Origin of the sequence: Brevibacillus antibioticus, from assembly GCF_005217615.1 — a bacterium.
GTDB classification, from domain to species: Bacteria; Bacillota; Bacilli; order Brevibacillales; family Brevibacillaceae; genus Brevibacillus; species Brevibacillus antibioticus.
Genome location: NZ_SZNK01000001.1, coordinates 3581449 through 3595278 on the forward strand (window position 1 = coordinate 3581449; position 13830 = coordinate 3595278).

Here is a 13830-nt window from a genome sequence, read left to right on the forward strand (position 1 = left end):
AATAATAGGCATAAGAAAACTTCTATCGAGGCCTATTCATGGAGGAGCGATCGCGTTTTAGCGGAAAGTTTTCATGCGCTCCGGAATTCATAAGCGTACCGCTTATAAATTCCTATACGTTAAAAAAATCAGGAAAGCAGTACCCCTAATCGCTTTAGTTAGGTTAGAAGGAAGGTGTACTATAGCCTGATTTATTCACCATACCATTATTTATCTTCTTTGTAAATACTTATCTAGACGCGACCGGGTACGGAAACAAGTCAACCACACGTATGGTCTCCCCGCTTTCGTTGGTAAAAACGACATGCTCTCTCCGAAGCTCGGTCGGACTCTCCAAGCCACATGCTGCCGCCAGCGAGAATAAGCCTTCCCTCAACTGCAAAATATAGTTCATCACACGCCACTGCTTTTCTGCCGGAACCAGCGCCTCCTGGTATTTGGAATCCGTCGTAGTGACCCCTGTGGGACATTTACCCGTGTGGCATTGCATCGCCATGATGCAGCCAGTTGCAATCATGAAGCCGCGCGCGGAGTTGACGCAATCCGCTCCCAATGCCATGGCGATTGCTACTTTGTCAGGGGTAACGAGCTTGCCGGAAGCAAAAATCCTGATGCGGTCCCGTACGCCGAATTTCCTCATCGTATCATCGAGAATGATGAGCGCGGCGTAAAGCGGCAAGCCCATGCCATCTGCCATTGCCTTGAACATTGCGCCTGAACCGCCCTCAGAACCGTCAACCGTAATGAAATCCGGGTAAATGGACAGCTCCAGCATTTTCTCAAAAAAATGCTCCAACCGCTTTGGATCACCGACGACAATTTTTACTCCCACCGGCTTGCCTCCCGCCTCCTGCAAACTACCGATGAAACGCAAGGCTTCATCCGGATTGGTGAGGAACTCGAAGCGGTTCGGTGAGTTGACTGTTTGTCCCACAGGTACCAGCCTTGCTGCCGCGACTTTTTCCGTGACCTTGGAGCCCTCGAGGTGCCCCCCTCGTATTTTGGCCCCTTGATGAAATTTCAGTTCGAACGCCTTGATGTTCGGGATGCTTGCCTTTTTCTTGTATTCTTCGAGCGAAAACTTGCCCTTGTCATCACGGAAGCCAAACATCCCTGGCCCGATTTGCGAAATAATATCTACGCCTGTTGAGAGGTGAACTTCTGCAACGCCACCCTCTCCTGTATTGATCCAAGAGCCGCCTGCCATACGTGCCCCATACCCAGCGGACATGATATAGTTTTCTCCCACTGCTCCAAAGGAGGTAGCTGAAGCACCGAACATCCCTTTTAGCCGCCAGGGCTGCCTTCTGTTTTCGCCCACAACAATGACATCCTCGTCATGTAACATCCACGGCTTAACCTCTTGTTCCTCGATAAACTTTTCTCTTCTTGTAAAAAGTCCCTCATGGGTAATCTCATACTTTTTGCCAGGGACGACTTTCTCGTTATCTACCCTCAGCTCACTTGTTAGCCTCGGGAACATCGCATTGGATAAATAGAAACCAGGCTTCTCGTAATCGCGTTTTCCACCAAACGAAATCAGGTCGGTCCTGTATTTGGCCGCATAAACCATACCGACAAAGTCAGAACGTGAGAACGGTTTCCCTTCTGTATCCGATTCAAACCAATACTGGCGAAACTCAGGCCCGAGCTTTTCCAGCAAATAACGCATCCACCCCAAAAAAGGATGGGAACGAATAATGGAGTGCTTCGGTTGTTTAGACAGGGCGTACATATAACCGAAAAATACAATCGGTGGCAGAAGAAGGATGATGATAATGACGCATAACAGAGTAGGTACCACTTGTGCTTACCCTCCCCAAACACAAAATTCTAGTAAATCATGTCAAGGATAGGATGCAACAAGTTCTCTGTTTTTAGTCGTATTTCTCATCATCCTCCCGAATTTGCCCATCTACGATCAATTCTAGCTCCGTTTCAAAATTTAGCATGATCTCTACCGGTAGCTGCTCCGCAACCTCTGCCATGTCCGGAAGAAGCAATGCATCCTCTACCGTATCAGGCTTCGTTCCCAGCTGATCGTACCACTCGCGAATGTGATCCATCATGCGGTAAAACGAAGCTTCAAACTGATTCGCATCGTCCTCCGCTTCGTCCTCGTGGCTCTTTTTCATCCGATCCCAATACTCCAGCGTCGTGCGCAGTGCTTTTTCTATGTTTGTATCCATTTATCGTCTCTCCTTTCCGTTTCTTCCTTCTCTCACATTTAGTATGACCGCTTCAATTACACAATGCCACCTCAGGTGTAAACCTCTCAACCCTTCGATTTTTTATAATCGTTGCGTTTTTTGACACGTTTTATAGCCCGGTTGAGTCATACAAAAATGAAAAGAGGCTGTTATCCTAAATGTAGCTAGCAGCCGATGATCCGGCAATAACAAGAGAGCTCTCTAGTGGAATGGGGAGGATGCACCCTGTCATTACGATGGAACGATCGAAAATTATCTCTCCCGCTACTTTTCGTCTCCGTCATTTGTATCGTTGCTCTCCAGCTGCCTATCACAGCCAAGGCAACGACTACGGATACTGACTCCTTGCAGGCGATGATTGATCAAGCACGCCCTAACGATACCGTTACCATCCCGTATGGTTTGTACAAAGGTCCTATCCGCATTACCAAGCCGATTCAATTGGTAGCCAATGATCCAGTGAAGATCATCAATCCGACCGAGGAAGAGGCTACGCTCACGATTGAAAGCGACAATGTGAGCGTGCAAGGAATCCATATCGTGGACAAGCGAATCAACAGTGACGTAGCCGCTCTTGTCATCCGTGGCGATCAAAACTTTCTGGAGAATGTCATCGTTGAAACGAAAGGGATCGGTATTCAATTACGGCAAGCAGACTACAACACGCTGCATAACGTTCAAGTCATCGGAAAAATCAAAGGTGATGGCAGCCCAACGACCAGTTCTGGACATAATCACGGAGCACAGCCTGAAGTAAAGCCAAAGCAAACAGAAAAAGCGAGACGAGGAAACGGAATTGACGTGCGTGAATCGGATCATAACCGTTTCATTAAAAATCAGGTGACGAATGTCGAAGATGGCTTTTACGTCGAAAATAGCGATCGAAACCATCTAGAACAAAATCTGGTGACGAGCTCGCGGTACGGCTATCACTTCATGGGCACCTCTGATACGACGGTCATCAACAACATTGGAATGGAAAATGTGACAGGCTCCCAGCTTATGGAGTCGCGCAAACTGACGGTTACCGGCAATCAATTTTTGAAATCGCAAAAAAATCCTGGCTCGCAAGGAATTCTTCTCATAACCGTACAGGATACGCTGATTGCAAACAACACGATTGAAGGGAACCGCGTTGGACTGTATTTAGAGCAATCATCCGGAATTACAGTCAAAAACAATTTACTCAGTCTCAACTTTATCGGCATGCAGTTTTTGGCCTCATCTGACAACGTATTAACCGATAATCAATTCGTCTCCAACGTCATCCAAGCGCAAGCCCAGGATAGTCAGAACAATGACTTAAACAAAAACTACTGGGACAATCTGCAAGGACTCGATGTGAACGGGGATTCCCGCAGTGATTTGCCGTACGAGATGAATCCTTTTTACCTGGGTTTGACCGATGCGGTTCCTGCCTACCAGTTGTTTTTCCAAGCTCCGGGATTCGTGTTTCTGGAAGGCTTGTTTACAAGTGGGGCCGGCTCAGCAATCAAGGACGCATCTCCTTTAATGCAACCCTCGGACACCGTGCTCATTGAAGCCGGGCAAACGAGCAGTTGGGGTGCAGGCATTCTTGGACTTATCTTGTTAATAGGAAGCTGTTCGATCATTTATATAGGAGTGAGAAAATCATGAACAAAATGAAAAAATGGGGTACAACAATCGGGGCAATTATCGGCATTAGCCTGCTTATGGTCGGCTGCGGAAACGAAGAGCCTAAACCTGTAGATATCGCGGAAGGCGTAGACAAATGCGACCTTTGCAAAATGCATGTCCCTAACGATCACAATGCTACTGAAATCGTCTTAAAAGATGGAAAAGCACTGAAGTTCGACGATCTCGGCTGCTTGAACAACTGGACGAAAGAGAATGGAACCGATAACGTGGCTGTACAATTTGTCCGCGATTACTACACAGCAGAATGGACAAAGGCAGAGAAAGCTACCTACGCTTACGACAAAGACTTCAAAACGCCAATGACATATGGCATCTATTCTTTTAAAGAGAAGTCTGCTGCAGACAGCTTCGTTCAAGAACAAAAGAAAGGCATTGTCATGAGTGCGGATGAGTTAAAAAATCATAGCTGGGAAAATGGCATGAGTAAGCACATGAACAAAGAAGGTCATTCTTCCGAGGGTCATTCCTCCGAAGGTCAACATAATGGCGGTCACGAAAGCAAGCCGGCCGATCACGGAAGCAACAGTACTACCCCAACTACACATAACTAACAGAGGGAGTGGAGTCTTTGCACATCAATCTGATTGCCAAACGAGAAGTGAAGGTAGGCTTTCGCAACCCATGGTCCTACTCGTTTATGGCTCTGTTCTCCCTGTTTAGTTTGGGGCTCTTGATTATCCAATCGCAGTCCTACATGAAGGGTTATACGTATACGACAGGTACCATGCTGAATCTGATTTTGTATTTGCTGCCACTGATGACGATGCTTCTCTCCTCTTTTTCCTTAACGGCGGAAAAAGAAGAGGGAAGCTGGCAGCTCCTATCTACCTACGCCATGAAGACCTCCTCCTTCTTGCTGGGGAAATACTTGGGGCAAGCACTCGTGTTAGTCGCGATCGTCAGCTTCGGGTATGGGTTGTCTGGTGTAGCTGGCATGCTGTTAGGAAAAAGCTTTGCATTTTCGACTCTCTTGTTTTTGCTTGCCTTTTCAATCTGTCTTATTCTGTTATTTTTGGGCATTGCTATGCTGATTGGCGCCATTAGTAAAAACCGTTGGCAGGCTTTGACGATGGGTGTCAGCATCTGGTTCTTCTATATTCTGGCATGGCCTACCCTTCTCATCTCTGTGCTTAGCTTCGTCCCTTATACATGGATCAAGCCTCTGCTTCAGCTCGCAACGTTTCTCAACCCAGCGGAGTTTGTACGAATCTTTTCCGTTGCCAGATTAGGCGGTGGCTCGATCTTTGGACCTGAATACTACCAATGGGTGTACTGGGCTGATTCTCCGCTTGGTGATCTCATCTTTGTCGTACTCAGTCTGCTCTGGATCAGTGCGACCTTGTTCATCGCCATCCGGGTATGGGAAAGAAGGTAATGCAATGAATACGTTTGGACTAACCATCGATCAGGTATCCAAGGAAATTAATGGAAAAACAATCGTCCACCCGTTCAGTATGAACATTGAACCCGGTCAGGTCGTCGCCTTATGCGGCGGGAACGGAGCAGGGAAAAGTACGATCCTGCGGATGCTGGTCGGTATTCTTCCGCCTTCTTCGGGAACCATTCAGCTAAACGGGTTAAACTGGAACGATAATCGCGTCGATTATCTTCAAGAAATCGGTTATATGCCGGATCACTTTACGTTCTCTGCCGGACTTACTGCCAAAGAAACGCTCGAATTTTACGCTTCCCTGCGCAATCGCACTGCACAAGAGGCGGATCGACTGCTGAAAATGGTGGGACTGCATGAAGCGAGAAACAAACGGGTGTCTCAGTTCTCCAAAGGCATGCAGCAGCGTCTTCTGTTTGCCCAAGCAATATTGGCAAAGCCTGCACTCGTCGTTCTCGATGAACCGACCAACGGACTCGATCCGTATTGGATGGATGCATTTGTCGATCTCGTGCGGGAAGTAAAGCTCACGGGTCAATCCGTTCTCTTTACGACTCACCAGCTACAGGTGGCAGACGCTGTGGCGGATCGGGCTATTTTTCTGATGAACGGGAAAATCGTGCGTGATGGGTCGATAAAGGAGTACCAGCAGCAGTATGGGCAAGTTGGTTTGTATGGTGCCTTTTCTGAGCTTGTGAATCAGGCAAAGGCATGAATAAGAAAAACGCGGGAGATTCGATCGTTTTGATCGGCTCCCGCGTTTTTGCTATTTATAGCGCCTTTGCTTCCATATAAAAGACAGATAAAAACTTTTTCACGCTAATCCGGCACTTCGTCGTTTTTTCGCCCGCCTCCAGCTCTTGCATCCGTAGGCGAATTTCTTGAAAGTCAAACAGTCGTGGTGCAAAGTGTTCAAAGGTAGGGTTGGCATAGTCGGTCAACCCCAATGAGGAAAGATGCGTAAAGGCTTGCAGGACCATCCGGCGCATCCGTTGTTCCATGGCACGCACCTCTTTGGTAATTCCATGCTCATCCATGCTGGCATGCACCTTCAACAAAATTTGTGTGTACAGTTCCTTGAGCTGCAATTCGTGCAGCTTGTCTCCTTGTCGCTCATCTTGTACGAGCCATTCCATGATCAATAGCAGATCAGGAGCACCCGCTTCACTCGCGATTCCGAGCTGCAACAGCAGTTTTCTTGCTTTTTGTGAGAGGGTCCCCTGATCGGACGACTGACTTTTCAAGCCGCTCGTATGCGGTTCTTTTGCTTTGACATCCAGGATTTGCAATGATTTGCGGATGGTTTGCAGAGATGCTTCCAGAGACAAGTAATCCGATACCCGCTTCAACACAGCCATGACTTCCAGGCGGTTGATCGGCTTTTGAATAAAGGTATCAATCCCCTGCAAATAAGCCTCCCCGATCATTTCCTTGTTCTCCACCTGTGACACCATGATGAAGCGACCCGCAAAGCCATCTGTCTGCAACTTTTTGATCGTTTGGATGCCATCGAGCCCCGGCATCAACAAGTCGATCAAAATAACATCGACCCCATACAATTGATCAATCGATACGTGACTACCATCGCTGGCTTGCCCTACAATTTCGCCCAACCCGCTGTCTTGAATAATCCGTTCAAGCATGCGGCGCACTACCGCATCGTCTTCAATTAAAAAGAAACGTATCATTGCTTACACTCCCTCCCCTCCGAGCAATTGGTCGGTCGGAATTTGCATTTCTAAGTGCGTCATTTGCTTCTGGTCAGGTAAAATGCGTAGGCTTCCTTGCAGGCTTTGGACAATTCCGCGGGCATGCGTCAGTCCAATCCCGGTAGATGCATTTCCTTGTTCATCGTATTTCGTCGTATACCCGGGCTGAAAAACCCATTCCTGCTCTTCCAGCGGTATTCCCGGACCACTGTCAAGTACACTGAACACCAGATGCCGATGAATTAGCTTCACATTCAGCTCAATCCGTCCCGACATGGGAATCGCCTCTACTGCATTGGCTACCAGGTTGTTTAGCACGGAGAGCAGTGCATAGATTTGGCTTGTAGACAGGTTGATGTTACAGCGCCACTCTATTCGTATATCTTTTCCCAACATCTCTGCGTATTTCTGATTCGCGCGCGCAACCAGCTCACACAGCTCTTTGATCGGTAGCTGTGGTGCTAGTCCCTCCTGATTGATTAGCTTGGAAATGCCAGCGAGCATCCGCTGCGAATCTTTTTTCACTTCATGCACATTCTCGGCAATCGCCAAGGCCGTCGGGGATTCCCCATGATCCGAGGTGAGCAGGCGCCTGTAGAGCTGGTAGCTCTCGCGCGTAATTTCCTCCAGATGTGTCATCGATTTGCGCAAGTAAAAGGCTTCTTCATACAGCTCCGTATTGATCATCCGCAGACGCTCCAACTCTTGCTGACGCACCTCTCCCACTGCCCGCAACTGCCTGATCGAAAAGCTGTTGTACAGACCAACAGCAAAAAAGCTGCGCAAGACCCCAAAGAAGAGAAGCATCAAAAAGCTCTGCCAAGTGATTGGCGAAAAATCAGTGAAATACTGTCGCACCTGAATCTCTACCACATTGGAAACAAAATCAATGGATGCACCTATCAGCCCTAACCATAGAGGAGACTCGCGATAGCTACGCGCACGGAGCAAATAAAATAGAACGGTAAAGCTGAAATAGTAAAAGGCGGAGGGAAGATGCGCAGCCACACTCTCCATGTACGGACGGTACGTAAAAAAGACATCCATCCCGACGCGAAATCCAAAGATAAACGTCCCTGTAAAAAATCCCGTCAACAATACAGGTACGGACGAGAACCACAGCAACCCGAAAAAGAAAGCAGCGATGCCCAAGGAAAAACGAAAAGACCCTCCTACGGGGTTTACCTTCATCTCTCCAAAAAAAGCAGTTGCCAGCATGATAATAAACAGGATCAAAAGGCGTTCTCGCATAGCTGCTCCTTTCACACGGAAAAAGATCTCCTATTCTTATTTTACTAAGAATCGAAGATCTGCAAAGATAGAACGATTAAGCGTGCTTGTTTTCCAGTCGCTTGGAGACGACTGACAACGCGTAGTTGACGACAAAGTACATCACTGCAATCATCAGGAAGGTCGGGATGACGTAGTTGACATTGCGTCCGTTGATGATTTGCGCATGGTTCATCAGCTCTGGCAAAGCGATTACAACAGCCAGCGACGTATCTTTCAAGAGCGAAATGAATTGGCTCACAATCGGCGGAACCATTCTTCTGAGAGCCTGTGGCAGGACAACATGCCACAGTGTCTGGACATAATTCAGACCAGAAGAACGTGCAGCTTCAATCTGTCCTTTTTCGACCGAATTTAAACCGCTTCGCACGATTTCCGACAACATTGCTGCTTCGAAAATAACTAACGCCAGAACAGCTGCCCAAAACTTGTCCAGCTTGATTCCCACTTCCGGGAGAGCAAAATACGTAAAGAAAATAATCAACAAGAGCGGCAAATTGCGAATCAGCTCTACGATTGTCCCAAGAACTTGTGAGACTCCGGGAATTTTTGCGTAACGCAAAACCCCTACGATAATCGCAATAGTAAAGCTGAAGACTATTGATAAGAAAGCGACCTGCAAGGTGACCCAAAAGCCTTCGAGCAGGAAGGTCAAATGACTGGGCGTATAGGCTCCGATAAAGTCCATGATGTCCCCTCCTTCTTAGCGGCTTCCAGCCAAGCGTCGCTCCAAATAACTAACGAACGCGCTCAACGGAAGGGTCAGAATCAGATAGAAAACAGCTACAAAAATGTACACATCAAAGGTAACAAACGTATCAGCGGAAATCAGGTCTCCATAGTACATCAGGTCAAGACCTGCAATCACACCTAATACCGAGGAGTTTTTTACGAGATTGATAAACTGGTTGCCCATCGGCGGGATCACGACCTTGATCGCTTGCGGCAAAATGATATAACGCATCGTTTGCCCGTACGTCAATCCCGAGGAACGAGCGGCTTCTGTCTGTCCTTTTGGAATCGCCAGAATGCCTGCGCGGATCGTCTCCGCGATAAATGCTGCCGTATACACGGTCAAGCCGAGTGTACCTGCAATGAACGGATTCAGTATGATACCTATTGCCGGCAGGCCCACAAAAAAGAGGAAAACGACGAGAATCAGCGGGATATTACGAACAAACTCGATGTAAGCCGTAGCGATCCACTTGAGTGGTCGAATCGGAGAAATCCGAAAGATCGCAAAGAGCGTCCCCAGTGCAAAGCTCCCGACGAGAGCAAGCAGGCTCGCCTGCAAGGTGTTCCAAAAGCCTTTGAGATACATATCCATGTGATCAAACAAGATAGAAAAATCGATCATCTCTTATGCGATCCTCCTAGTGTGCAAAATTCTGTTAGGAATATAAGGGAATGAGCGGCAGAATAAACCGCTCATTCTTTATGGAGTCGAACCGCATTATTTTTTAGGTTTTGTGCCGATCCATTTTTCATAAATCTTGTCGTATTCGCCGTTTTCTTTCATTTCCTTCAGCAGATCGTTCACGGTTTTCACGAATTCAGCGTCACCCTTGCTGATTGCAATACCGTATGGTTCTTCCGTGAAGGTCTCTTCTGTTACACGGTAGTTCGGATCTTGCTTTGCCATGCCATACAGGAGAGCGTTATCAGTTGTAAGCGCGTCACCTTGACCAGCTTTGAGTGCTGTGAAGGCTTCCGCGTAGTTTTCGAATTCAAGTACTTCTACATCAGGAGCACTCGCTCTGATGTTTTTCGCAGAAGTAGAACCTTTTGCGGTCACGATTTTCATGCCTTTTTGCATGTCTTTCAGACCGTTGATTGGGCTGTCCTTTTTGACTAAGAAAGATTGGCCTGCCAGGAAGTACACATCAGAGAAGTCTACTTCTTTTTTACGGTCTTCTGTAATGGTCATCGTTGCGATGATCGCGTCAATTTCTCCGTTTTTCAGCATCGGAATACGCGTTTTGGAGGTTACTTCCTTCAGCTCGATTTTGTTTTCGTCCCCGAGTACTTTCTTCGCAATTGCCTTCGCAATATCGATATCGAAGCCTTCTACATTTCCGGTTCCCGGATCTTTTAAGCCGAACAAGTTCAGGTCGTACTTCACTCCGACTACGAGTTTGTCTCTTTCTTTGATTTTTGCCAATGTGCCTGTTCCTGCTGCAGCTGGTGTACCTTTTGCGCCGCCTTCTGTTGTACTACCCCCACCACAGCCTGCCAACGCGGTTGCGCTCAGCATCAGAACGAGCCCCATACCTGCTACCTTTTTCCACAGCTTGTTTGCTTTCATCTGAATACCCCTTTTCTCTATCGTTTTATTTTTAGTGATTCAAAATCCGACTCAAGAACAAACGTGCACGTTCTTCACGCGGACTTGCGAAAAACTCCTCTGGTGTAGAATCTTCGAGAATCGTGCCCTGATCCATAAACACGATGCGATCTGCCACTTCGCGAGCGAAGCCCATTTCATGCGTCACGACCACCATCGTCATGCCTTCCTTCGCCAGCTTCTTCATGACATCGAGCACTTCTCCGATTGTCTCGGGGTCCAGTGCAGAGGTCGGTTCGTCAAACAGCATGATTTTTGGTCGCATAGCCAATCCTCGGGCGATCGCTACGCGTTGCTGTTGACCGCCAGATAGTTGCGTTGGGAGCATTTCTGCCTTTTCCGGAATCCCTACCTTTTCCAAATAGTAGAGAGCCGTTTCTTCGGCTTCCTTCTGCGATACGCCCAGTACCTTGGTTGGTGCTAGCGTAATGTTTTGTAGTACGGTCTTGTGCGGGTATAGGTTGAAGTGCTGGAACACCATGCCGATGTCCCGACGCAGCTTGTTGATATCGGTGTTTTTATCGTTCACTTTCACCCCATCTACCACCAGCTCTCCGCTTGTAACCGTTTCCAATCTGTTGATGCAACGAACCATCGTGCTTTTACCCGATCCTGACGGGCCAATGACCACGACGACTTCTCCCTGGTTGATATGCAGGTTGATGTTCTTGAGGACATGAAAGCTTCCATAATGTTTGTTTACTTGATGAAAACTGATCAACCTTAAATCCCCCTTGCTCTATGTCTTATTTTGTATACTAATGTCGAACTACTCAAAACTACTGAAAAAGACAAAGAAAAGTTTTTCTGTTTAAAATTTTCTAATAACGCACAATAAAAAAATGAAGTGAACCTACCAGGCGATTGGGAGCCAATATATCATGTAACACCTGAATGGAGGCCGGCCTATGAAAGAGGAAAACGTAAAGCCTTGGCTCATCCGGATGCGCCGAGGAGAGGAAGAAGCTTTTCAAGAAGTCTATCGAGCAACTCGCACGTACCCTAGCCGCACAAACAGGATGTAGACGACATGATGAGTGAAGTGTACGTGGAGTTGATTCGAAGCATCGACAGGTACGATGTCGAGCTGCCCTTTATCCCATGGTTCAACGGATTGATTGTGCGGCAGGTTCGCAACTGGAATCGGAGTATTTGGCGAAGATTCCGCCTGCTAGAGCGGGTAAAGGAAAAAGGCTACGAAGCACCTGTTGCAGGTATGGAGGATAAGCTGGGGGACATTGATCCTGCATTGGACAGCAAAATCGAACGAATCGCCAAAAATGAGTTGGCTGGCAAGTGGCGTTTGCACAAAGGGACGCGCTTTCGTCCAAAGCTGGTACATGCTGCAGCAGCGTTCGCCCTGCTCACTGGTTTTGGCTATGCGACACACAGCTTGTTGTACAAAATTAGCGAAGGCTCTGTCCGTATGGAAGTTCAAGCACGGAAGGATTTTACATTGACGCAAATAACCCCTGAAGAAGTACGTCTGGAATTGGCAAACGTAGAGAACAAACTGGCAACAGGCGAAACCGCCCTCGTCTATTTCGCAGCGCTGGAAAAAGAGGAGCACCCTCTCTTTCAACAAAACCCCATGATCGGCATAGAAAAGCCGGATGTCGTGAAAGATTGGAGCATGGACTACAGTCCTCAGTGAAGAAGCATCTCTCTCACATGCCTTGCCACACCAGCTTCCTGACAGCTTTTCATTCCTTGAGGGTAAACAAGGTACCCCCTACGGTGTCATGATGGGTCAAGAAGAACAGCAGTGGCTGCATGAGCTTACGACGCAGTAACTGTCAGCGGAAAAAAAGCGCATTACACGAAAAATGATCAGTTCTTGTTTAGTGAATCCGGTCAGTATCAAGAGCTGTCTTGGTTGGATCAAGATGGAGAGCAACCGATTATGTATCGTATCGCTACCGATTCGCCAACAGTTTCCAAAGAAATGCTGCTCCAGGCTGCAAAAGCAAGCCAGCAGTAACAAACGAAAAGCCAGTCCTCTCTTGCTTTGTCTTCGCAAAAGAGGACTGGCTGCTTTTTTATCCCCACCCAAACCGGGTGGCCAGACAGCATTCGCATAAACCTTCTTGTTTTGTAAAACAGTAAGCATTGACCACACTTATTTTCACATAGGAAAGCTGGCTGAAAATTTCTTTGTTTTAAACTGGAAGTAGAGGAGAGTAAAAAATGACTCGATTTTTAATCAAGACTGCTGTAAACGGCATTATTGTCGTCGCCTGTTTATGGTTGTTTACAAATGCTTCCTGGACATCCGCTATTTTAACGACACTCGGCTTGACCGTCATCGCTTATCTGATTGGCGATCAATTGATATTGCGTGCTACCAATAATGTTACGGCCACGATTGCAGATGCAGTGATCGCTGCAATTTACTTATGGGCAGTTTCCAGATGGCTGGATTGGCCATTAAGTTTTGGCGAATTAATCATTACGGTAGCCCTTTTAGGTGTGGCAGAACTTGTGTACCATCGTTTTTTGGGGATATACGATCATAATCGTATCAAGAAAGAACCCTGAAAATAATTCTCCTCTTCCTAAAGCGGATAGATCCGGTCCCCCTTGTAAACCTTATCTTTGGGTTACATCACAACGTAAGGAGAACCCGAATGGATATCAAAACTCTACTGAGTACTGGGAGGACGTTAATGGGTATTTTATCAGGCAATCCGCAAAATGAACCGATGCATTATGGCGAGGTTTTTGGAGTATGGATGTATCTGTCAACGACAAAGGGCTTGCTTGCTGGTTATCAAACAGCGCTCAACCATACTGGTGATCATGATCTGAAAAGCTTCCTCGAAGACATGATGCGAAGCATGAAACAAGAAGTGGAACAGCTGGATGAATTGCTCAAAGTGAATGGGATTGGATTGCCACCAGCGCCACCGGATCGCCCTATAGCAAATCTGGAAAGCATTCCGGCTGGTGCTCGCATGAATGACCCAGAGATCGCTGCCGGTGTTACAAGAGACATTGCAGCCGGATTGGTGGCCTGCAGTCAAATCATGGCTCAATCCATCCGGGAAGATATCGGAATGCTTTTTGGTCAGTACCATGTTGCAAAAGCTCAATTTGGCCTCAGATTGCTCCGCATTTCAAAAGAAAAAGGCTGGTTGGTTCCGCCACCTCTTCATATACAAACTCCAGAACTTGTCCATGCCTAAACAGGAGGATAAGCACTGCCTG

The 13830-nt window shown here is 47.3% G+C and carries 15 protein-coding genes; 7 read left to right on the top strand and 8 right to left on the bottom strand.

The features are described from left to right. Positions 1-229 precede the first annotated feature (229 nt). Positions 230-1804 (bottom strand): FMN-binding glutamate synthase family protein, encoded by a 1575-nt coding sequence (locus tag E8L90_RS16730; RefSeq protein WP_137030420.1) that lies wholly within the window; start codon positions 1802-1804, stop codon positions 230-232. Between the two features lie 73 nt (positions 1805-1877). Beyond that, entirely contained in the window at positions 1878-2189 is a 312-nt protein-coding gene (locus E8L90_RS16735) for a hypothetical protein (RefSeq protein WP_137030422.1), read from the bottom strand. 366 nt (positions 2190-2555) lie between these two features. On the opposite strand from E8L90_RS16735, the gene E8L90_RS16740 reads away from it, so the two are divergent. Genes E8L90_RS16740 through E8L90_RS16755 form a run of 4 tightly spaced genes read left to right on the top strand, consistent with a single transcriptional unit; the run spans position 2556 to position 5995 of the window. Further along, positions 2556-3848, top strand: coding sequence for a right-handed parallel beta-helix repeat-containing protein (locus E8L90_RS16740; protein WP_137033489.1), 1293 nt, complete (start codon positions 2556-2558; stop codon positions 3846-3848). Beyond that, on the top strand, positions 3845-4441 hold the full coding sequence (locus E8L90_RS16745) for a nitrous oxide reductase accessory protein NosL (RefSeq protein WP_137030424.1): 597 nt from the start codon (positions 3845-3847) through the stop codon (positions 4439-4441). The genes E8L90_RS16740 and E8L90_RS16745 overlap by 4 nt, the downstream gene beginning before the upstream one ends. Before the next feature lie 17 nt (positions 4442-4458). Beyond that, positions 4459-5265: an ABC transporter permease gene (locus E8L90_RS16750; protein WP_137030426.1), complete on the top strand. Its 807-nt coding sequence runs from the start codon at positions 4459-4461 to the stop codon at positions 5263-5265. A 4-nt stretch (positions 5266-5269) separates the two neighbouring features. Next, entirely contained in the window at positions 5270-5995 is a 726-nt protein-coding gene (locus E8L90_RS16755; protein WP_137030428.1) for an ABC transporter ATP-binding protein, read from the top strand. Positions 5996-6050: 55 nt separating this feature from the next. On the opposite strand, the gene E8L90_RS16760 is transcribed toward E8L90_RS16755, so the two are convergent. The 6 genes from E8L90_RS16760 to E8L90_RS16785 form a co-directional block, all read right to left on the bottom strand. After that, a complete protein-coding gene (locus tag E8L90_RS16760) occupies positions 6051-6968 on the bottom strand; it encodes a response regulator (RefSeq protein ID WP_137030430.1) in 918 nt (305 codons plus the stop codon). Between the two features lie 3 nt (positions 6969-6971). After that, a complete protein-coding gene (locus E8L90_RS16765; protein ID WP_137033491.1) occupies positions 6972-8240 on the bottom strand; it encodes a sensor histidine kinase in 1269 nt (422 codons plus the stop codon). 76 nt (positions 8241-8316) lie between these two features. Beyond that, positions 8317-8967, bottom strand: a complete 651-nt coding sequence (locus E8L90_RS16770; RefSeq protein ID WP_137030431.1) for an amino acid ABC transporter permease — start codon at positions 8965-8967, stop codon at positions 8317-8319. Between the two features lie 15 nt (positions 8968-8982). Further along, on the bottom strand, positions 8983-9636 hold the full coding sequence (locus E8L90_RS16775) for an amino acid ABC transporter permease (protein WP_137030433.1): 654 nt from the start codon (positions 9634-9636) through the stop codon (positions 8983-8985). A gap of 96 nt (positions 9637-9732) precedes the next feature. Further along, on the bottom strand, positions 9733-10584 hold the full coding sequence (locus E8L90_RS16780) for a transporter substrate-binding domain-containing protein (RefSeq protein WP_137030435.1): 852 nt from the start codon (positions 10582-10584) through the stop codon (positions 9733-9735). A gap of 31 nt (positions 10585-10615) precedes the next feature. Then, positions 10616-11344 (bottom strand): amino acid ABC transporter ATP-binding protein, encoded by a 729-nt coding sequence (locus E8L90_RS16785; RefSeq protein WP_047070483.1) that lies wholly within the window; start codon positions 11342-11344, stop codon positions 10616-10618. Between the two features lie 309 nt (positions 11345-11653). Between E8L90_RS16785 and E8L90_RS30845 the strand changes: the two genes are divergently transcribed. The 3 genes from E8L90_RS30845 (at position 11654) to E8L90_RS16800 (ending at position 13808) form a co-directional block, all read left to right on the top strand. Beyond that, a complete protein-coding gene (locus tag E8L90_RS30845; RefSeq protein WP_244297266.1) occupies positions 11654-12277 on the top strand; it encodes a hypothetical protein in 624 nt (207 codons plus the stop codon). Between the two features lie 533 nt (positions 12278-12810). Next, positions 12811-13161, top strand: a complete 351-nt coding sequence (locus E8L90_RS16795) for a DUF2512 family protein (RefSeq protein ID WP_137030437.1) — start codon at positions 12811-12813, stop codon at positions 13159-13161. Positions 13162-13289: 128 nt separating this feature from the next. Beyond that, complete coding sequence (locus E8L90_RS16800; protein WP_137030439.1) at positions 13290-13808, top strand: DUF3231 family protein; 519 nt, start codon at positions 13290-13292, stop codon at positions 13806-13808. The last annotated feature ends 22 nt before the right edge of the window (positions 13809-13830 follow it).

Bases quoted from the DNA above. Each gene is read 5' to 3' on its own strand.
- E8L90_RS16755 (WP_137030428.1), top strand. From the start codon at position 5,270: ATGAATACGTTTGGACTAACCATCGATCAGGTATCCAAGGAAATTAAT.
- E8L90_RS16795 (WP_137030437.1), top strand. From the start codon at position 12,811: ATGACTCGATTTTTAATCAAGACTGCTGTAAACGGCATTATTGTCGTC.
- E8L90_RS16800 (WP_137030439.1), top strand. From the start codon at position 13,290: ATGGGTATTTTATCAGGCAATCCGCAAAATGAACCGATGCATTATGGC.
- E8L90_RS30845 (WP_244297266.1), top strand. From the start codon at position 11,654: ATGATGAGTGAAGTGTACGTGGAGTTGATTCGAAGCATCGACAGGTAC.
- E8L90_RS16780 (WP_137030435.1), bottom strand. From the start codon at position 10,584: ATGAAAGCAAACAAGCTGTGGAAAAAGGTAGCAGGTATGGGGCTCGTT.
- E8L90_RS16745 (WP_137030424.1), top strand. From the start codon at position 3,845: ATGAACAAAATGAAAAAATGGGGTACAACAATCGGGGCAATTATCGGC.
- E8L90_RS16775 (WP_137030433.1), bottom strand. From the start codon at position 9,636: ATGATCGATTTTTCTATCTTGTTTGATCACATGGATATGTATCTCAAA.
- E8L90_RS16735 (WP_137030422.1), bottom strand. From the start codon at position 2,189: ATGGATACAAACATAGAAAAAGCACTGCGCACGACGCTGGAGTATTGG.
- E8L90_RS16765 (WP_137033491.1), bottom strand. From the start codon at position 8,240: ATGCGAGAACGCCTTTTGATCCTGTTTATTATCATGCTGGCAACTGCT.
- E8L90_RS16770 (WP_137030431.1), bottom strand. From the start codon at position 8,967: ATGGACTTTATCGGAGCCTATACGCCCAGTCATTTGACCTTCCTGCTC.
- E8L90_RS16760 (WP_137030430.1), bottom strand. From the start codon at position 6,968: ATGATACGTTTCTTTTTAATTGAAGACGATGCGGTAGTGCGCCGCATG.